This window comes from Curvibacter sp. EU05-FHT14A10, assembly GCF_058791075.1.
Window position 1 is genome coordinate 96,113 of record NZ_JBYTDE010000009.1, and the last position, 19,985, is coordinate 116,097.

The window sequence follows — 19,985 nt, forward strand, 5'->3', positions numbered from 1 at the left end:
GCCGCCGAACCCTCGGCAACCCCAAAAATAGTGCACGTCAGGCTCAGCCGTGGATGGCGGCCGCCACGATGAGGCAAATGCCCAGCGACATGGCCGCCACCACCAGGCCAAGGGCCACGTTCTGCTTTTCCACCAGTTCGCGCCACAGATCGTAGGGCGTGAGCTTGTCGATGACGACGAAGCTCAGCCAGAAGACCAGCACGCCCAGCAGGGCGAACACGATGGAGCCGAGCACGGCGCCGGGGCGCAGCCATTCAAGTCCCATGGAAACCTCCGTCAAAGAGTGGTTGGTTGAGCAAGTCGGTGCCTCATCATCACTTGTGGCTGCCACCGCTGCCTGAATAGCCCCCATAGGAGCCCCCCGAGCTGCGGTAGCCACTGCTGCTGCAGTTTTCCACCGCCGGGTCGCAGCGGGAGCAGCGGCTGAGCAACAGCACCAGCACGATCAGCAGTACCGCGATGACCACGATGGTGCCCCAGCCGAGCGCCCTGAAACTGCCCGCGGGGGCCACATCGGCCCGTCGCAGCAGGTCTTGGCGGGCTTCCAGCTTGAAGGCCTTGGCCACCGTGGCCGCGTCCAGGCGGCTGCCGCCCGACCAGGTGATTTCGGTGGGGGTGCTTTCTTCGGACAGCAGGCCCTTGGCGCTGGCGAAGTCACGGTTGCTGGTCTTCTGGCCCCGGGCCACCGGCCAGTAGAACTCGCCGCAGGCATAGCTGGTCTCGGCGTCGTAGCGGTATTGCAAGTCGTAGCGGGTGCCCAGGTAGGTGGCCGCCCGCCCCGAGGCATCGAGCTTGGGGGCGCCGGTGAGCGGGCGCACCAGGCTCCAGCCATCGGTGGCGTCGACCAGGAAGCTGAAGCCACGCTGGCGGTTGTAGAGCAGGTACTCCTCCCAGCCGAACAGCTCGTCGTCGCCGGGCTCGCGCCCCATGCGGTGCTGAAAGCCCACCACCTGCCAATCCACCCCTTCGAGCCGGCCCAGGCTGCCCAGCGCGATCAAGGGTGCCACGGGCTCGTCCTGCAGGGCGTGGCGCAGTTCGCCGCCGATGCCCTGCGAGACATCGATCAGGCTGTTGCAGCTGCGGCAGGTGAGGGTCTTGGTGCTGGCCAGCGTGATTTCGACCGGCGCGCCGCAATGCGGGCAGTTGAACTGGCGCCCCACTTCGTTCTTGACCGACGCGTCCTTGAGCCCGCTCAGGGCCAGGTCTTCGAGCCGCACCGAGCGGCCCGCCGACAGGGCGGGCGGGGTGCGGCTGTAATCGAGGCTGAGCACCTCGCCGCTGTCGCTGCGCAGCTCGACCAGGCCAAAGGCAAAGCCCAGCGGCGGCAGGCGCGGCAGTTCGCCCTGGGCCGAGATCAGGCACACCTGGTCGCTGAAGGCCACGGTGAAGGGCTGGCCGTTGACTGCCGTGCTGGCCCCGGGGCGGAAGGCCGAGGCCGCAGGCATCTCGCGCTGCAGCTCGCGCGGGCGCGACATCACATAGGCACCGTTGTCCTCGCTCAGGCTGGCCTGGCTGCCATCCTCGAACAGCGCGACCCACTCGGTCCACACGCCGGCGGGTGATTTGTACTGAAGCCGCCCGATCAGTACAAAGGGCTTGTTGTCGAAGCGGCCGCCGGCCATGAGCTGCAGCGGGCTGTGGTCGTCAAACAGCTCGGCCATGCGACCGATGCGGCTCAGCACCTCACCCTGGCGCAGCACCGTGCTCTGGCAGTAGGGGCAGACCGCATGCGTCGATTGGGCGCTGCGAAATTCAACGGGGGCGCCGCAGCCCGGGCAGGGCGCGCGGTAGGAACGCTCTGTCACGAACAGCCGGTGCGGTTCAGACGAGCTTCTTGAGCAGTTCGGCCTTCTTGGCGTCGAACTCTTCAGCGGTCAGGATGCCTTTGGTCTTGAGATCGGCCAACTTCTCCAGTGTGGCCATGATCTCGTCGGGCTTGAGGCCTGCGCCGACGGCCGCAGCTGAAGCCGCCGCCGCGCCGCCCCCCTGCAGGCCGGCCTGCAGGTTCTGCGCCAGCACCTGGCCCAGGGCCACGCCGGCCCCCAGCCCCATGGCGTCACCGGCCACACCGCCGCCCGCAGCCCCTTCGGCCAGGCGCGGAATGGCCTGGGCGGTCTGGTACTGCATGAACTGGCCCATGTCGCGCCCCACCATGCCCATGCCGATCTTCTGGTCGAGCACCTTCTGCAACTCTTCGGGCAGGGACAGGTTCTGCACCGTGAAGGTCTGCAACTGCAGGCCCAGGCGGGCGAACTCGGGGCCCAGTTGCTGGGTCAGGGCCTCGGCGAAGCGCTGCTGATTGGCCGCCAGGTCCAGGAAGGGGATGCCGCTGGCCGCAATGGCCTGGCTGATGTTCTGCAGCACCAGGCCGCGCAACTGACCGTCCAGGTCGGCCACGCCGTAGCGCTCGCGGGTGCCGGAAATGCCGGCATGGAACACCTTGGGGTCCGCGATGCGGAAGCTGTAATTGCCGAAGGCACGCAGGCGCACGGCACCAAACTCGGCGTCACGCACGGTGACAGGCTGGGGCGTGCCCCATTTCTGGTCGAGCTGCTCGCGGGTGCTGAAGAAATAGACATCGCTCTTGAAGGGCGACTCAAACAGCTTGTCCCAGTTCTGCAGGTTGGTCAGCAGGGGCAGGGTCTGCGTGCCCAGGCGGTAGGTGCCGGGCCCGAACAGGTCGGCGATGCGCCCTTCGTTGACGAACAGGGCCATCTGCGACTCGCGCACCACCAGGGTGGCGCCGTTCTGGATTTCCATGTCGGCCATGGGATAGCGCCAGGCCAGCGTGCCGTCGCCCTCTTCGGTCCATTGAAGGACGTCGATGAACTGCTTCTTGATGAAATCCATCAGGCCCATGGCCGTCTCCTGCTCGGTTGGGAACGGCACAGATGATACCTGCGTACCAGGCCGAAAAGGGCCTGGCAGCGCAGCCTCTCAGGCCTTGACGTCCAGCAGCGAGCCCATCATCTGGTCATTGACCTTGAGGGTCTTGAGGCTGGCCTGGAAGCTGTAGCTGGAGGAAATCTGGTCGACCATGTCTTGCGCCAGCTGACTGCCGGGCTGGGGCATGCGCGACACGGTGGCAGTGGTGCCGCCGTTGGGGTCGGCCTGCTGGTCGACCCGCTCGCGACGGTAACCGTCGGTGTTCTGGTTGGCGATGTTGTTGGCCGCCGCACTTTGACGCTGCAGCGCGGCCTGCATGCCGGACTGGGCGATCGAGCTGATGCTGGACATGGGCGGGCCTCAAGGAAGACAGAAGGCCCGATTATCTTCCGCAGCGGTGATTTCGCCAAACCGCAGCCCGCCACAAGGCGGGCTGCAGGGGGGCTCACTTCTTGGGTCGGATCGCGTCGGCCGTGCCCTGGATGAAGGCCTTGATCTTCTGCACATCATCGAGGCTGAGGCGCTCGCTGAAGTCAGGCATGCCACGCGCCATGGCCGGACCCTTGAAGATGAACTTGTCCAGGTGCTCGATCATCGCGGCATCCATGTAGCCCAGGTTGGGAATGTTGCCGCCACGGTCCACGCCCGGCACGCCGTGGCAGAACACGCAGTTGCTGACATACAGCATGGTGCCGGCCTGCACCTGGGCCGGGTCGTACTTGACGCCCGACACCAGGTCGCCCAGGCGGTAGCCCACGAAATCCGGCAAGGGCGCCTTGCCACCCACGGCAAAGGTGTAGACGGTGCCAGGGCCCTGGCGATCGGTGGCGCGCTGGGCCAGGCCATACACCCCGCCCCAGCCCACGGCGATCGACACGTACTGGCGCCCATCCACCTCATAGGTGATGGGCGCGGCGACCACGCCCGTGCCGGTGGGCGACTCCCAGAGCTTCTCGCCAGTCTTGGCGTTGTAGGCCATGAAGCGCCCATCGGCCGTGCCCTGGAACACCAGGTTACCGGCGGTGCTCAGGGTGCCGCCGTTCCAGGGCGAGACCTGCTCCTGCGTCCAGGCGGCCTTCTGCTGCACCGGGTCCCAGGCGATCAGGCGACCGAAGGGCTTGCCCTTGGGCGGCTGCACGTTGGCGTACATCGCCAGGTTCCAACCCAGGCCGCCATGGGGCTCACCGGGCTGATTGCCGTTGAACTTCCAGTTCTGGTTGTCCATCAGGTTGATGGGCACGTTCTGCGCCGGCAGGTAGACCAGGCCGGTCTGCGGGTTGAAGGACATCGAATGCCAGTTGTGCGCACCGAACGGCCCCGGTACGGCGTCATAGGGCTTGTCGGTGGCGCGTGCCTCGGGGTTTTCGATGGGGCGGCCGTTGGCGTCGTAGCCCTTGGCCCAGTTCACGTCGACAAAGTTCTTGGCCGAGATGAAGCGCCCGTTGGTCCGGTCGATGACAAAGAAAAAGCCATTCTTGGGGGCATGCAGGATCACCTTGCGCGCACGGCCATCGATCTTCAGATCGGCCAGGATCATGGGCTGGGTCGACGTGTAGTCCCAGTTGTCGCCCGGGGTTTCCTGGTAATGCCAGACGTACTCGCCGGTGTCGGGGTTGAGGGCCACGATCGAGGCCAGGTACAGGTTGTCGCCACCGCCCGGGCTGCGCTTGCTGCGCGCCCAGGGCGAGCCATTGCCGGTGCCGATGTACATCAGGTTCAGCTCGGGGTCATAGGTCATGGTGTCCCAGGCCGTGCCGCCGCCGCCTGACTCCCACCACTTGCCGCTGGCGTCCCAGGTCTTGGCCGCACGGGCCATGGCCTCGTTCTCGAAGGGCTTGGACGGATCGCCCGGCACGGTGAACCAGCGCCAGGCCTGGGTGCCGGTGCCCGCATCGTAGGCCGTGACGTAGCCGCGCACGCCATACTCGGCACCACCGTTGCCGATCACCACCTTGCCTTTGATGACGCGGGGCGCACCGGTGATGGTGTAGCTGTGGGTGTGGTCGATCAAGGTGTCCTGCTCCCACACCTTCTGGCCGGTGCGGGCGTTCAGGGCGATCAGGCGGCCATCGTAGGCGGCCACGAAAACCTTGCCCTGGTAAAGGGCCACGCCGCGGTTGACCACATCGCAGCACCCCTTGTAGCCCTTGGACTTGTCGACTTGGGGGTCAAAGCTCCAGAGCCGCTTGCCCGTGCGCACATCGACTGCATGCACCACGCTCCAGGAGGCGGTGACATACATCACGCCATCGACCACCAATGGGGTGGACTCCACGCCCCGGGTGGACTCCAGGTTGTACGACCAGACCAGCCCCAACTTGCCCACGTTGCCGGTGTTGATCTGCTGCAGGCGCGAGAAGCGGGTTTCGGCGTAATCCAGGCCATGGCTGGGCCAGTCGGTCGACTTGGCCGCGTTGGCCTGGATGTAAGCCCCGTCGACCTGATCGACACGACTGGCAGGCTGGGCCTGGGCGGCCAGGGCGGCCGTGGCCAGCCAGGCGAGCCCGATGCCCAGGCGGCGCCAGGCCGGAGCCCCGGAAACAGGGCGGGTGGTGGAAATGGCTTGTTGCATAGGGTGATGTCTCCTCGGAAAAGGCTTGGGGGGGTGGCCTTCGGACCAGGCGCTTCTCGCTTCCCGTTCGGGGCTCATGAACGGCGGGAATCTGTGTGCACCTTCGCTGGCGCACGCCGGAGCGCTGGCGGGCCACCCGGATCGGAGCATCTGCTTTTGCCCGGGCGCCTTCATCACCGGGATTTCCCTAGGCCAAAAGTGTTCCAAGATGGAACATTCGGAATTCAGCCCACCCGGCGGGCGCGGCTGTCTCAATTTGCGAATTTCCGACTTGTCCACCCGGTTTCCATGGGCTAACCCTGAGACCGGGCCGGCCCGGTGCTGCCGATACTGCGCTCACCCGCACACCGACCCACCGCTTGATGGAGGCCCCATGCCCCGGCAAGACCCTGGCCGCCCCTGGGCGCGCCCCTTGTTCTTCAACACGCCCAGCCAGCGCGTGACCCTGGCACGCCAGCAGTTGTTTGAAGAAGGGCAGCGCCCCAGTGGCCTGGTGCCCGAGGGGGTGCTGCAATCGTGGCTGCGCTGCCTGCGCCAGGAGCCCCGCACCAGCCGCACACTGAGCTTCGACCCGGTCACACCCAGCCGCCTGCACGGCGCCCTGAGCCGCAATCGCCCGCTGCTCAGCGCTTCGGGCGAAGAATTGCAATCCCTGGAACACGCCCTCAGCGGCACCGACTGCCGGGTCATCCTGACCGACAGCGACGGGGTGATCGTGCACGTCACCCACCACCCGCTGGCCGATCAGCCCCTGCTGGGCGTGGCCGCGCGCCTGGGGGTGAACCTGTCGGAATCCGCCGTGGGCACCACCGCCCCCGGCCTGGTCACCCACACGGGCCAGGCCTGCAGCGTGATGGGTGCCGAACACTATTACGACTGCCTGCAGAGTTTTCACTGCGCAGCGGCCCCGATCCGGGACATCCACGGGCGCCTGGCCGGCGTGCTGGACCTGTCCATCGAAACCCGGCCTTTCGGCTTCGATGCCGCCAGCCTGGTGGGTGCCTACGCCACCGCCATCGAAAACCGCCTGCTCAAAACCCAGGCCCGAGAACAGCTGGTGCTGCAGTTCCAGGCCCACCCGGATCTGCTCGACAGTGTTCAACAAGGCCTGGCCGGCATCGACGACCAAGGCCGGCTGGCCTGGGTCAACCCGGCGGGGCGCCGGCTGCTGGGCCTGGCCCAACGGCCGTCGCACGAAGATTTTGACGCCATGCTGGGCCTGGATCTGGCCGACCTGCTGGCCCTGAGCCACCACGCCCGGCCCCAGCCCAGGCGCCTGGGCAACGGCCTGACCGTGTGGCTGCGTGTGCGGCTGCAGGCCGCCGATGGCTTGCGCCGCCTGCAGGCGGTCGGCGAGCTGGCCAGACCACCTGCACCGGCCTCGGCCCGCCCCCCTGAGCCGCCTGCCGACGCCCCCGCCGACGACAGCCCGCAGGCCGTGGCGGCCCGGCCCCCGCTGCGTGAACACAGCCGCCAGCACATCGAAGCGGCGCTGGCCCAGGCCGGCGGCAACATCACGCGCGCCGCTCGGGCACTGGGGGTGTCCAGAGGGCTGCTGTACCGGCGCTTGAAAAGCCGAATCCCGCCATCAGGCTCCGTCTGAGTTCGCAGCAACCCAAAACCCATTCAGAATGGGGCCAGCAACAGCCCACCGTTCAAGGCACGGGCTTTTGCCAAATAGTCAAAACCCATTCACCTTTTTACGCAGATTTACTGACTAGGGTTTCCCCCCAGGTGGGTCTACAATCGCGAACCCTTGCGAGTCCGGACAGGCCGCCACCGGTGCGCGACCCCAGCCCCAGCAAGCCAGCAGGAGACATTGGATGCCCATCAACCCACAGGCCAACAAAGAAGAACAGCGCGCTGAATTGCGGCGCGCCGCACTGGAATACCACGAGCTGCCGACCCCCGGCAAGGTGGCCATTGCCGCCACCAAGCAACTGGTCAACCAGCACGATCTGGCCCTGGCCTACTCCCCCGGCGTCGCAGCCCCCTGCGAGGAAATCGTCAAGGATCCGAACGCTGCCTTCAAGTACACCAGCCGCGGTAACCTGGTGGCCGTGATCACCAACGGCACCGCCGTGCTGGGCCTGGGCAACATCGGCCCGCTGGCCGCCAAGCCCGTCATGGAAGGCAAGGGCGTGCTGTTCAAGAAGTTTGCCGGCATCGATGTGTTCGACATCGAGATCGACGAGCAGAAAGACCTGGACAAGCTGGTCGACATCATTGCTTCGCTGGAGCCCACCTTCGGCGGCATCAACCTCGAAGACATCAAGGCCCCCGACTGCTTCTATGTCGAGCGCAAGCTGCGCGAACGCATGAAGATCCCCGTCTTCCACGACGACCAGCACGGCACCGCCATCGTGGTGGGCGCGGCCCTGCTCAACGGCCTGAAGGTCGTGGGCAAGGACATCAAGCAGGTCAAGCTCGTCACCTCGGGCGCCGGCGCCGCAGCGCTCGCCTGCCTGAGCCTGCTGCTCAAGCTGGGCCTGCCGCGCGAAAACATCTATGTGACCGATCTGGCCGGCGTGGTCTATGCAGGCCGCACCGAGCTGATGGACGAGGACAAGATCCAGTTCGCCCAGAAGACCGATGCCCGCACCCTGGGCCAGATCATCGAAGGCGCCGACGTCTTCCTGGGTCTGTCGGCCGGTGGCGTGCTCAAGCCCGAGATGGTGGCCAAGATGGCTGCCAACCCACTGATCTTCGCGCTGGCCAACCCCACCCCCGAAATCCTGCCCGAAGAAGTCAAGTCGGTGCGCGATGACGCCATCATGGCCACGGGCCGCACCGATTACCCCAACCAGGTCAACAACGTCCTGTGCTTCCCGTACATCTTCCGTGGCGCCCTGGATGCGGGCGCCTCGACCATCACGGTCGAGATGGAAATTGCGGCCGTGCACGCGATTGCCGAGCTGGCCCAGGCCGAGCAAAGCGAAGTGGTGGCCGCCGCCTACGTGGGCCACCCCCTGGCGTTTGGCCCTGAATACCTGATTCCCAAGCCCTTCGACCCGCGCCTGATGATGAAGATCGCGCCGGCCGTGGCCCAGGCCGCCGCCGACAGCGGTGTGGCCCTGCGCCCTGTCAAGGACCTGGATGCCTACCGCGACAAGCTGCAAAGCTTCGTCTACGCCTCGGGCACCACCATGAAGCCCATCTTCACCGCCGCCAAGGCCGCCGCCAAGAAGCGCGTGGCGTATGCCGAGGGTGAAGAAGAGCGCGTGCTGCGCGCCGCCCAGATCGTGGTCGACGAGGGCCTGGCCCGCCCGACCCTGATCGGCCGCCCGGCCGTGATCGCCGAGCGCATCGAGAAGTTCGGCCTGCGCCTGCAGGAAGGCCGCGACTATGACGTGGTCAACGTCGAGAACGACCACCGCTACCGCGACTTCTGGCAGACCTACCACCGCATGACCGAGCGCAAGGGCATCACGGTACCGATCGCCAAGATCGAGATGCGTCGCCGCCTGTCGCTGATCGGCGCCATGCTGCTGCACAAGGGCGAGGTTGACGGCCTGATTGCCGGCACCTGGGGCCACACCACGCTGCACCTGAACTACCTGGATCAGGTGATCGGCAAGCGCCCGGGCGTCAGCACCTACGCCTGCATGAACGGTCTGCTGCTGCCCGACCGCCAGTTGTTCCTGGTTGACACCCACGTCAACTACGACCCGACGGCCGAGCAATTGACCGAAATCACCATCATGGCCGCCGAGGAAATGATGCGCTTCGGCATCAAGCCCAAGGCCGCGCTGCTGTCGCACTCGAACTTCGGCAGCAGCAGCCAGCCCAGCGCCGTGAAGATGCGCCGCACCCTGGAGCTGCTGCGCGAACAGGCCCCGTGGCTGGAAGTGGACGGCGAAATGCACGGCGACGTGGCCCTTGATGGTGCCGCCCGCGAGGCCCTGATGCCGCACAGCACCCTTTTGGGCAGCGCCAACCTGCTGGTCTTGCCCAACATCGATGCGGCCAACATCTCGTACAACCTGCTGAAAACCGCCGCCGGCGGCAACATCGCCATCGGCCCGGTGCTGCTGGGCGCGGCACAGCCGGTGCACATCCTCACGGCCAGCACCACGGTGCGCCGGATCGTGAACATGACAGCCCTGACGGTGGCCGACGCCAACGCATCCCGGTAAGCGGCTGCTCCATAGCGAGCGCTAACTTTTAGACGACGTAAACCCGAGCGCGGCTGCCCATTTTTTGGGCAGCCGCTTGCTTTTCAGGACCAGATACGTCAAACTTGCGACCTTGAAATTTTGGGGTTTACCCGGAGTTTCTGAAAGGTGTTATTTCATGCTGCGAAAAGTTGCCGCAAGAACAAGCCAATTCCTGCTGGTTTGTCTGATGTTGGCAGCGGCGCTCTCGGGCACCACTCTGGTGCATTCTCGAGAGGCGCCCGCGATCGGTGGCCAGGCCACGATCTCCCTGGCGGAATTGCCGGCGCAAGGGCGCCAGACCTATCAATTGATCCTGTCCGGGGGGCCTTTTCCCTTCGAGAAGGATGGTGTGGTCTTTGGCAACCGCGAGCGGATCCTGCCTCATCAGCCGCGCGGCTTCTACCATGAATACACCGTTCAGACTCCAGGCTCGCGTGACCGGGGTGCCCGGCGCATTGTCTGCGGGGGCCGCCAGATCAGGGCGCCCGAAGCCTGCTACTACAGCCAAGACCACTATGCGAGCTTTCGCCGCATCGTCGAATGACCCTTGAGATCACCGCCGCCGTGAAGGCGCCTCAGGCCTGTGCCGGGGCCGACAGCATGGCCAGGCCCATTTTTTTTGACCATAGAGAAAGAGAAGCGGAGATGGATACGCCACTTCGTACCGTTCGAACCAACATCGTTCAGTCGATTCGGGCCTTTCGGGTACAAGACCTTCAGGAAGCAGCGCGCGACCTGGGCCAGCACTTTCTATACGCCAATCTGGCCAATGCACAGTCCAAACAGGACGTGCTGGACATGATTGCGGCGCAATTCACCTTCCCGGCGCACTTCGGCAAGAACTTTGACGCCTTGTATGACTGCATGACCGATCCCTTGCACAAATCGGGCCCGCAGCCAGGCTTCATCGTGGTGCTGGAACAGATTCCGGCCCACGCCAAGTTCGACAAGGAAGCCCGCGAGCAATTGCTGGACATCTTCCGGGATGCCGCTGACTACTGGAGCGACCGGAAGATTCCCTTCCGATGTTTCTATTCTTTTCTGTAGCCCGTTCTGCACAAGCTGGCCAAGCAGAACGGGCCAACGAGGCTGAAGTCGGCAAGACCCTGACCGGTATTGCTCTGAGCTCAGACAACGGCGACCGCATGCCCACCGACAAACTGGTGGACGTCTCGCCCCAGGCGCTGCGCATGAGCAGCCCTTTCAATGCCGGCTACTGGCTGTCGGCGGCCTGAAACGCCTCACCAGTCCCCTCGTCAAAGAACCCGCAGTTGCGCACTGCGGGTTTTTTTTTGCCATCTTCGTTCGCCTGCTGGTGCCCTCCTGCACAAAGTCCGTGGCTTGCGGGCTTGCCCTGCTTGCGCCCCGCTCTGCGGGCGGGCAACATTCGCGCTCTTGACGCAGGCAGCCTCCCAAATACCCAGTTGGCGCGGCTTTTGCCTGCATGAAAACGACACGACCCAAAAGGTGCCTATGAACTTACTGAACCGACTATCCATCCGGGCCCGCCTTTACTTCGGTACCGGTTTCTCTCTGCTGCTGCTGACCGTCATCGGCCTGACCGGTTTCTGGGCCCTGCACAGCACCCAAGGCACCCTGAAGACCTTGCTGGAGCAAAAAGTCCAGACCCTCACCTCGCTCGACGAACTGCGGCTCAAGGCCGCCGACATCCGCCGCAGCGAGAAGGACATCATCATCAACTTCAACAACAGCGTGGAAGTGGCCAACCTGCGCGAAGCCTGGAAAAAGCAGTTGGGCAGCCTGTTGAGCGCCACCGGCACCCTGCAAAGCCAGAACACCGGTGACAGCGCCCAGACGGAGGCGCTCAAGCAGGTGCTGGCCGCCCTGAAGGAATACGAGACCGGCCTGACCCCCATCCTCGAACAAGTGGAACGGGCCCAGATCGACGGGGCCGCGGCCGGTGCCTATGCCGATCGGCTGAAGAAGCACATGGAAGCCGCTGACCAGGGCCTGTCACAGCTGAGCCATCAGGCCAGCGAAGCCATGCACAACGCCGAAGCCGACATGCAGCGCGACATCTACCGCCTGGGCTCGCTGATCGTGGCTCTGCTGGTGGTGGCCCTGGTGGTGCTGATCCCGCTGACCGTGTTCAGCGTGCGCGGCCTGGCCCGCTCCATCACCAAAGCACGTGAGCTCGCCGAACGAATCGCCGAGGGCGATCTGTCCAATGAGGTGCGCAGCGACTCCAACGACGAGATCGGCCAGCTCGTCAGCGCCATGGGTCAGATGCAGGAATCCCTGCGCGACCTGGTCAAGCAGGTGATGCAGGCCACCGAGAACATTGCCACCGCCAGCAGCGAGATCGCCAGCGGCAACAACGACCTGTCGCACCGCACCGAACAGACCGCGGCCAATCTGCAAAAGACCTCGTCCTCGATGGAGGCCCTGACGCACAACGTGCAGCAATCAGCCGAGTCCTCACGCCAGGCCAGCGCGCTGGCCGGCTCGGCCTCCCAGGTGGCCGAGCAGGGCGGGCAGGTGGTGTCTCGGGTGGTGAGCACGATGGAGGAGATTCGCACCGCCTCGCGCAAGATCGGTGACATCACGGGCGTGATCGACGGCATTGCCTTTCAGACGAACATCCTGGCCCTCAATGCGGCCGTTGAAGCCGCCAGGGCGGGCGAACAAGGCCGGGGCTTTGCCGTGGTGGCCGGCGAGGTGCGCAGCCTGGCCCAGCGTGCAGCCCAGGCCGCGCGTGAAATCAAGACCCTGATCGGAGCCTCGGAGGCCAAGGTCGAGTCGGGCTCGGAGCTGGTGCAGCAAGCCGGCAGCACCATGAGCGAGGTGGTGGTCTCGGTTCAGCGTGTGGCCCACATCGTGGCCGACATCACCCAGGCCACCGGCGAGCAAAGCGGCGGCCTCAGCGAGGTCAACTCGGCCGTGGCCCAACTCGACCAGGTGACCCAGCAGAACGCCGCCCTGGTGGAAGAATCAGCCGCCGCGGCCCAATCCATGCAGACGCAGGCCGAGCAACTGGAGCAATTGGTGCGCAAGTTCCGCCTGGGCGCCGGCGAGCCCGCCGCCCTGCGCCGCGCCACGTCCAAACCCATGCCGGCGCCGATCAGCCGCGCCACGCCAGCCCCGCTGCCACGCAATCAGGCCGCACCGGCACAGGTGGCTGGCCCGGACCGAGCCAAGGCCTCGCCCCCGGCTGCGGCCAAGCCCGCGGCCCTGGCGCACCAGAGCGCCGCCAAACCGCAGGCCAAGGCGGCCGCGGGCCAGGAAGACGATTGGGAAACCTTCTGAGCCGGCCTGCCCCGGGGGCGCCCTGAGCAGGGGCGCCTTGCCGCGACGGGATCAGAGCGCCTGAATCAATCCGGCTGAATCAAAGCGCCTGCGCCAGCGCCACGTACTCGGCCACCGGCACTTCTTCGGCCCGGCGCTGGGTGTTGAACTCGCCGCCGAAGCCACGTGCCTCCAGCCAGCGGCCCAGCGTGTGGCGCAGCAGCTTGCGGCGCTGGCTGAAAGCCACCTGCACCAGTTCTTCAAGCAGCTTGGGGTTCAAGGGGGCCGGCTCGGCGCGCGGCACCATGCGCACCACGGCGCTGTCCACTCGGGGGGGCGGATCAAAGCTCTCGGGCGGAACAAACAACACGTTCTGCATGGCATAGCGCCACTGCAGCATCACGCTCAGGCGACCGTAGTCCGAGGTGCTGGGCCCGGCCACCATGCGATCGATGACCTCTTTTTGCAGCATGAAGTGCTGGTCCTCGACCACCGCCACATGCTCCAGCAGGTGAAACAGGATGGGCGTGGAGATGTTGTAGGGCAGGTTGCCCACCACGCGCAGGCGCGGCACGCCCAGGCTTTGGGCCAGGGCGGTGAAATCGACCTTCAAGACGTCTGATTCGACCACGTTGAGCTGGGGGTGCTCGCGCAGGCGGCGCGCCAGGTCGCGGTCCAGCTCGATCACGGTGAGGCGGCCAACGCGTTCGACCAGCGGCTGGGTCAGCGCGGCGAGGCCGGGGCCGATCTCGACCATGGGTTGGCCGGCTTGCGGCGCGATCTCGTCGACGATGCCGTCGATGATGGCGCGGTCGGACAGAAAGTGCTGGCCGAAGCGCTTGCGGGGAATGTGTTTCATGGCTTATTGCGGCGGGTCACGCAGTTCCACATAGGCGCGGTCACGCACCTCCTGGGCCCAGGTCGCGTAAGCCTCTTCCATCTTCTTCTCGCGCAGCATGTTGCGCGCCACTTCGCGCTGGTCGCGCTGGGACATCGGCGCGTCGCGTCGCTCCATCAACTGGATCAGGTGCACGCCGAAGCGCGACACCACCGGCTGGCTGACCTCGCCGGGCTCCAGGCGGTTCATCACCTCTTCGAACTCGGGCACGAACTGGCCCGGGTTGACCCAGCCCAGATCACCGCCTTGCTTGGCGCTGCCGTCCTGCGAGTGTTCGCGGGCCAAGTCGGCAAAATTGGCACCGCCCTCGACGATGCGCTGGCGGTAGCCCTTGATCAGGGCCACGGCGGCGCTCTCGCTGAGCTTGGGGCCGGTGCGCAGCAGGATGTGGCGGGCACGCGATTGCGGCACGGTCACCACCGCCGGCTTGGGATCGTTGCGATCGATCACCTTGAGAATGTGGAAGCCGGCGCCGCTGCGGACCGGGCCGACGATGGACTGCACCGGGGCGTCCTTGACGGCATTGATGAAGATCTCGGGGTAGCGTTCGGCCGCGCGCAGGCCCATTTCGCCGCCACGGGTGCGGTCGGTGCCATCGGAATAGTCGCGCGCCAGGGTGGCAAAGTCGACCCCGGAACGGGCCTGGGCGGCCACCCGGTCGGCACGGGCCTTGAGGTTGGCCACCGCCTCGGCCGAAGCGCCTTCGGGCACCGCCACCAGCACCTGGGCCAGGTTGATCTCCTGCTGGGCCAGCGACTGGCGGGCCAGTTGCTCTTGCAGGAACTGGTCGATCTCCAGGTCGGTGACCTTGGCACGGGGCTCCACCTCGCGCTCACGCAGGCGGGCCAGCAGCAGCTGGGTGCGCAGGTCGTCGCGCAACTGCTTGATGGCCAGGCCGTCCTGGCTCAGGCGCTTGCGCAGTTCGGCCACGGTGAGCTGGTTCTGGCGGGCAATGTTCTGCTCGGCCAGGTCGATCGCGCCTTCCTCGACCTTCAGGCCCTGCTCGGTGGCCAGCTGCGCCTGGGCCTTCTCGCCAATCATGCGCTCCAGCACCAGGCGATCAAGTTCAGCGGCGGCGGGCGGGGTGGTGCCCTGCTGCGCCAGTTGCTGCAGCGTGCGGGCCACGCGGGCTCGCACCTCGTTGTTGGTGATGGGCTCTGAATTGACCACGGCCACGATGTAGTCGGCCTGCTGCGGGCCGCTGGGGGCGGCGGTGCGCACGGCAGGTGCCGGGGCAAACGCAGACGACGAGGCGCTGCCAGGCATGCGGATGCCCTGGGCCTGGGCTGACAAGGCAGTCAGGCAGGCCAGCGTCAGAACGGTGAGGCGTTGGATCATCATGGAAGGAAAAGCTCTGGCCTGGGCCTTAGTCATAGTTGCTGAAACGGCTTGGCGCCGTGACCTGCTCGCGCAGGTACTGGTAGCGCGGGATGCTTTGCCGCAAGGTCTGCAGGGGGCTGGCCCCGATGCGGGAGAAGCCCACGAATTCGATCTGGAACAGGATGCGGGTGTTGGCCGTCACCAGGGTGGTGTTGAGGCGGTCCAGCACCACGCGGCCGATCCAGCAGTCGGCATCGTACTCAAAGCCTACGATGGCGTCGACCATGCGGGCGTTCATCATGTCGTAGTTCAGGCGCCCCACACCGTACCAGCGGCCCGGGCCCAGGCCACGGCCCGGCCCCTTGTCCACCCCTTTGTCGCCCCACAGGTCGTTCAGCGGCCATTGCCAGCCGATGTCGACCTGCTCGCTGCTGCCCCGCTGGAAGCGGTAGGCGGCATTCACCACGCGGTAGTTGCTGGGGCTGTAACGGGCACTCACGGACGAGGTGTTGGTGACCTTGGTCTCAGGGTTGACCGACACCGTGGTGTCAAACATCCACTGCGGGGTCCAATTGACTGCGGCCCCCAGCAGCAGATCGCTGGCGCGGTTGGTCACCGCCGTGCCGCCCGGCATGGTGACCAGCTGATCACGGAACAACAGGCGCTGCGCGATGCCGAAGCGGGCAATCTCGGCCCCGCTGTCGGGCGCCAGCAGGCGGCTGGTCACACCCAAGGTGAGCTTGTTGCTGTCGGAGATGCGGTCATGGCCACCGAAGGCGTTCTCGGTGTAGATGGTGGCAAAGTTGAAGTCATTGAGCGCGGTGTCGTACACCGGCAGCGTGCTCTGGTTGCGGTAGGGCGTGTACACGTACATGGCCCGCGGCTCCAGCGTCTGGCGGTAGGCCCGCCCGAAGTAGCTGGCGTCACGCTCGAAATACATGCCCCCATCCAGGCTGAAGGTCGGGGCCGACAGGGCGGCCGAGGTGCGGCCATCGCTCAGCGGCGCACTGAAACTGTAGTTGCTGGTGTACAGCTGCAGCTTGGGCGTGAAGAACCAGCCCGGCGCCAGCCAGGGCCGGCTGATCTGGGTCAGGGCATAGCTGCGCTGGGCGTTGGGCTGGCTGGTCAGCGTCGGATCGGCCTGGAACTGGGTGTGGTCGCCCTCGACCATCAGGTCGAAACCCGCCAGGTTGTTCTTGGTGTAGCGCCCCAGAAACTGCGGTGCCCGGTCGTACGGCGGCGTGATCGGCGAGGTCACGTCCTGCAGTGTCTGCCACTTCAGGCGACGGAACTGCGCGAAATACTCGTTGCGGGCCCAGCTCACGGTGAGGTCGTTGGGCAGCAGGCGCTGGGTCAGCGAGGGGATGCTGCGGTTGAAATCGCGCCAGTAGTTGTCGTCGCTCACCCGGTTCAGGTTCACGCCCAGACCCACCCCACCCAGGCCGGGGATGCCGGTGTCCACCTGGCCGGTGTGGTTGATCGCATAGCCCCAGCGCGAGCTGTCGCGCAGCTTGTCGCTGGGCATGTAGTCACCCCACAACTGGCCCCGGTAGCCGTTTTCGAGGTAGCGGAAGTCACCCGCCAGATCCAGCCCGCGCTTGGACATCAGCGTAGGGTAGAAGGTGGCGTCGCGGTTGGGCGCGATGTTCCAGTAATAGGGCTGGGTGTATTCGATGCCGTCGCGCGAGGACACCCCCACCGAGGGCGGCAACCAGCCCGATTTGCGGGCATCGCTGAGCGGAAAGCTCAGTTCCTTGGCGTGCAGCACTGGCTTGCCATAGAACTCAAGCACCCCGTTCTGTGCCGTGCCGATGCTGTCCTCCTGGTCCAGTTTGACGGCATCGGCGCGCAGCAGCCAGGCCGGCATCCAGTCGGGCCCAGGGGTGGGGCGGCAGGTGCTGTACGTGCCGTTGCGCACCACCATGTGGTTCTCGCCCACAAAGTCGATGCGGGCCGCGTCGCCATAGGCCTGGGTGGCCAGAAATTCGTAGTGCGGCTGGGTGAAGAAGCCCTCGAAGGCATCAACCTTGAGCTCGAGTTCGGTGCCCTGGTAGGTGTTGCCGGCCCGGTTGATGAACACATTGCCGCGTGCCCGGGCCTGATCGTCGGGCTGGAAATACTCCAGTCGGTCACCGCGGATCACGGTGTCAGCCCGGCGCAACTCGCCATGGCCTTCCACCACCGTCTGCAGCTCGCTCTGGCCGGAGATCTGGTCGCCCGTGATGAAGGTCGGCATCTGGGGGCGCACCAGGGGCGAAATCTTTTCCTGCAGCAGCGGCGACGTCCGCAGCCTGGGCCCGGGGGTGTCGTCGGGCTCGGCCGACTGCGCCCAGGCGCCCTGGCACATCAGGGCCACCAGCAGGGCCACCGGGCTGAGAAGGAAGGGCCGCCGGGCGTGGTTTCTCGGTTCAAGCATCGGTCGGTGCATCCATCGCAGGCATTCAGGGGTCGGGCTCGGGGGGAGAGGCAGGCAGGGTCAGCCCGAATCAGACCGGGCCGGGTTTGTAGAATTCGATTATCCATGACCCAGCCTGTGCCCAACTCCCCCGCCGCCAACACCCCTGCCCCGGTGATCTGGTCTGACCCGGCCCGCGAAGCCGCCTTTCACCAATGGCTGAGTGCCGTGGCCCCGCGCCACGGCCTGATGCCGGCCAGCCTGAGCCTGGCCTCGGCCGACGCCAGCTTCCGCCGCTACCTGCTGGTGCAGGGCAGCGCCGGCCCGCGCATCGTGATGGACGCGCCCCCCGACAAGGAGAACTGCGCACCCTTCGTGCAGGTGGCCGCACTGATGGCCGAAGCCGGCCTGAACGTGCCCCAGGTGCTTGAATGGGACCCGTCCAACGGCTTCATGCTGCTCAGCGACCTGGGCCAGCACACCATGATGAGCGTGCTGGACGCCGCCCAGCCCCAGGCCGCCGCGCCGCTGTACGACCAGGCCACCAGCCTGCTGGTGCGCTGGCAGCAGGCCTCGCGCCCCGATGTGCTGCCCGCCTACGACGAAGCCCTGCTGCAGCGCGAGTTGTCGCTGTTCCCCGACTGGTACCTGGCTCAGCACCGTCAGTTTGGCCTGGACGACACCCAACGCGCCATGCTGAGCAAGACCTTCGACACCATCGTGCGGCACAACCTGGCCGCCCCCAAGGTCTATGTGCACCGCGACTTCATGGCGCGCAACCTGATGCTCGGTCTGCCCGATGCCCAGGGCGTGGCCGGTCCGCTGGGCGTGCTCGACTTCCAGGATGCGGTCTACGGCCCCATCACCTACGACATCGCCAGCCTGATGCGTGATGCCTTCCTGACCTGGGAGGAAGACTTCGTGCTCGATGTCACCGTGCGCTACTGGCAAAAGGCCCGCAAGGTCGGCCTGATGGATTTCGAAGACTGGCACAGCGACTTCGGCAGCTTCTACCGCAGCGTGGAATGGATGGGCCTGCAACGCCACCTCAAGGTGGCCGGCATTTTTGCCCGCCTGACCCTGCGCGACGGCAAGCCGCGCTACCTGGCCGATGCGCCGCGCTTCATCCACTACATCCGGTCCACCGCCAGCCGTTATCGTGAGCTGGGCCCGCTGCTGCGCTTCATCGACCAGGTGGAAAACCTGCAGGTGCTGACCGGCTTCGCCTACGGGCGGATGTGAGCATGCCGCGCTTCCACTGCCCCAGCGCGCTGCACAGCGGCGCCACCCTGAGCCTGCCGGCCGCCACGGCGCGCCATGTGCAGGTGCTGCGCCTGCAACCCGGCGGGGTCATCACCCTGTTCAACGGCGAAGGCGGCGAATTCGAGGCCACCGTGACGCGCATGGGTCGCTCCGACGTCGAGGTCGAGGTGGGGGCCCACCACGCCATCGAGCGCGAACTGGCCCGGGCGGTGCACCTGGTGGTGGCCATGCCCGCCAACGACCGCATGGACTGGCTGGTCGAGAAAGCCACCGAGCTGGGCGCTGCCAGCCTGACCCCGGTGATGAGTGCCCACAGCGTGCTGCGCCTCAAGGGCGAGCGGGCCGACAAGAAGGTGGCGCACTGGCAGGCCGTGGCCGTGGGCGCCTGCGAGCAATGCGGGCGCAACCGCGTGCCCCTGATCCACCCGGTGACCGAGCTGGCCGACTGGCTGCGCCGCCACCCGGCCCCAGTGGCAGCGCCCGATGACGCCCGCCTGCTGTTGTCGTTGCGCGAGGGCAGCCTGCCGCTGCACCATCGCCTGGCCCGGCAAAGCGGGGCCCTGACCCTGCTGAATGGCCCCGAAGGCGGGCTGCAGGTCGAAGAAGAAGACGCCGCCGTGGCCGCCGGTTTCCTGCCCACCGGCCTGGGTGCGCGCGTGCTGCGCGCCGAAACCGCGCCGCTGGCCGTGCTGGCCCAGGTGGGTGACTGAAAGTGAATGTGCTGTCATTGCAAGACCTGGCCCTGCCCGACCTGAACCTGCCCGCCACACCTGCCACACCCGCCAGCCGCCAGCCCCTCCCAGGCCCCGATCGCGCGGCCGCCGAACCCTGCCTGGGCGACTACTTCCGGCACCCGGAACAAGCCCCCGGCTCGCCCTGGCTGGATCGCAACGAGTCGCCCTCGGCCCTGATCGATGCCCTGCGCGGCCTGTTCCACGGGCCGGCGGGTCTGGTCCGGCTGCGCCTGTGGATGTTCATGACCCTGGCCGAGCACCCCGGCGCGTGGCTCAACCGCACCGAGGTCGACGCCCTGTGGCAGGCCCTGCGCCCCGATGCGCTGGGCACGGCAAAGAACGTGCTGCAGCGCTTTCGCGACACCGGCCTGCTGGCCTGGGACGACGGCCTGCAGCAGGGCCGGCTCACCCCCCTGGCCCGGCAACTGGCCAGCACGCTGATTCCCCTGGCCGGCGGCGGTGTCACGCCGGCAGGCCACTGAGGCCGGACACAGGCCGGGTTCGCCATTCCCCA

At 66.5% G+C, this 19,985-nt stretch carries 16 protein-coding genes; 8 read left to right on the forward strand and 8 right to left on the reverse strand.

Annotation, left to right across the window (positions count from 1 at the left end; all coding sequences use genetic code 11):
- Positions 1–43: 43 nt before the first annotated feature.
- From AC3WUT_RS18355 to AC3WUT_RS18375, 5 genes are all read right to left on the reverse strand, one after another.
- Positions 44–265, reverse strand: coding sequence for a DUF350 domain-containing protein (locus AC3WUT_RS18355; RefSeq protein WP_492348518.1), 222 nt, complete (start codon positions 263–265; stop codon positions 44–46).
- A 49-nt stretch (positions 266–314) separates the two neighbouring features.
- Positions 315–1,805, reverse strand: a complete 1,491-nt coding sequence (locus AC3WUT_RS18360) for a DUF4178 domain-containing protein (protein WP_492348519.1) — start codon at positions 1,803–1,805, stop codon at positions 315–317.
- A 16-nt stretch (positions 1,806–1,821) separates the two neighbouring features.
- Positions 1,822–2,859 (reverse strand): SPFH domain-containing protein, encoded by a 1,038-nt coding sequence (locus tag AC3WUT_RS18365; protein WP_492348520.1) that lies wholly within the window; start codon positions 2,857–2,859, stop codon positions 1,822–1,824.
- Positions 2,860–2,937: 78 nt separating this feature from the next.
- Positions 2,938–3,237: a flagellar basal body protein gene (locus tag AC3WUT_RS18370; protein ID WP_492348521.1), complete on the reverse strand. Its 300-nt coding sequence runs from the start codon at positions 3,235–3,237 to the stop codon at positions 2,938–2,940.
- Positions 3,238–3,331: 94 nt separating this feature from the next.
- On the reverse strand, positions 3,332–5,458 hold the full coding sequence (locus AC3WUT_RS18375) for a PQQ-dependent dehydrogenase, methanol/ethanol family (RefSeq protein WP_492348522.1): 2,127 nt from the start codon (positions 5,456–5,458) through the stop codon (positions 3,332–3,334).
- A 373-nt stretch (positions 5,459–5,831) separates the two neighbouring features.
- Here AC3WUT_RS18375 and AC3WUT_RS18380 point away from each other — a divergent pair, with 373 nt between their 5' ends.
- The 5 genes from AC3WUT_RS18380 (at position 5,832) to AC3WUT_RS18400 (ending at position 12,882) form a co-directional block, all read left to right on the forward strand.
- Complete coding sequence (locus tag AC3WUT_RS18380; RefSeq protein WP_492348523.1) at positions 5,832–7,061, forward strand: helix-turn-helix domain-containing protein; 1,230 nt, start codon at positions 5,832–5,834, stop codon at positions 7,059–7,061.
- A 220-nt stretch (positions 7,062–7,281) separates the two neighbouring features.
- Positions 7,282–9,594 carry an NADP-dependent malic enzyme gene (locus AC3WUT_RS18385; RefSeq protein ID WP_492348524.1) on the forward strand — a complete coding sequence of 771 codons (2,313 nt, stop codon included), beginning with the start codon at positions 7,282–7,284 and terminating at the stop codon, positions 9,592–9,594.
- Between the two features lie 157 nt (positions 9,595–9,751).
- Positions 9,752–10,159, forward strand: coding sequence for a guanyl-specific ribonuclease (locus AC3WUT_RS18390; protein WP_492348525.1), 408 nt, complete (start codon positions 9,752–9,754; stop codon positions 10,157–10,159).
- 56 nt (positions 10,160–10,215) lie between these two features.
- Entirely contained in the window at positions 10,216–10,662 is a 447-nt protein-coding gene (locus AC3WUT_RS18395) for a barstar family protein (RefSeq protein WP_492348640.1), read from the forward strand.
- A 426-nt stretch (positions 10,663–11,088) separates the two neighbouring features.
- Positions 11,089–12,882 (forward strand): methyl-accepting chemotaxis protein, encoded by a 1,794-nt coding sequence (locus AC3WUT_RS18400; protein WP_492348526.1) that lies wholly within the window; start codon positions 11,089–11,091, stop codon positions 12,880–12,882.
- Positions 12,883–12,961: 79 nt separating this feature from the next.
- Here AC3WUT_RS18400 and rsmA read toward each other — a convergent pair whose 3' ends face one another.
- The 3 genes from rsmA to AC3WUT_RS18415 are packed head-to-tail and all read right to left on the reverse strand — an operon-like array spanning position 12,962 to position 17,495.
- On the reverse strand, positions 12,962–13,720 hold the full coding sequence (gene rsmA / locus AC3WUT_RS18405; RefSeq protein ID WP_492348527.1) for a 16S rRNA (adenine(1518)-N(6)/adenine(1519)-N(6))-dimethyltransferase RsmA: 759 nt from the start codon (positions 13,718–13,720) through the stop codon (positions 12,962–12,964).
- A gap of 3 nt (positions 13,721–13,723) precedes the next feature.
- Positions 13,724–15,100 carry a peptidylprolyl isomerase gene (locus AC3WUT_RS18410; RefSeq protein ID WP_492348528.1) on the reverse strand — a complete coding sequence of 459 codons (1,377 nt, stop codon included), beginning with the start codon at positions 15,098–15,100 and terminating at the stop codon, positions 13,724–13,726.
- Between the two features lie 25 nt (positions 15,101–15,125).
- Positions 15,126–17,495, reverse strand: coding sequence for an LPS-assembly protein LptD (locus AC3WUT_RS18415; protein WP_492348529.1), 2,370 nt, complete (start codon positions 17,493–17,495; stop codon positions 15,126–15,128).
- A 105-nt stretch (positions 17,496–17,600) separates the two neighbouring features.
- Here AC3WUT_RS18415 and AC3WUT_RS18420 point away from each other — a divergent pair, with 105 nt between their 5' ends.
- The 3 genes from AC3WUT_RS18420 to AC3WUT_RS18430 are packed head-to-tail and all read left to right on the forward strand — an operon-like array spanning position 17,601 to position 19,953.
- Positions 17,601–18,716 carry an aminoglycoside phosphotransferase family protein gene (locus AC3WUT_RS18420; protein WP_492348530.1) on the forward strand — a complete coding sequence of 372 codons (1,116 nt, stop codon included), beginning with the start codon at positions 17,601–17,603 and terminating at the stop codon, positions 18,714–18,716.
- Positions 18,717–18,718: 2 nt separating this feature from the next.
- Positions 18,719–19,447, forward strand: a complete 729-nt coding sequence (locus AC3WUT_RS18425; protein WP_492348531.1) for a 16S rRNA (uracil(1498)-N(3))-methyltransferase — start codon at positions 18,719–18,721, stop codon at positions 19,445–19,447.
- Positions 19,448–19,455: 8 nt separating this feature from the next.
- On the forward strand, positions 19,456–19,953 hold the full coding sequence (locus AC3WUT_RS18430; protein ID WP_492348532.1) for a hypothetical protein: 498 nt from the start codon (positions 19,456–19,458) through the stop codon (positions 19,951–19,953).
- The last annotated feature ends 32 nt before the right edge of the window (positions 19,954–19,985 follow it).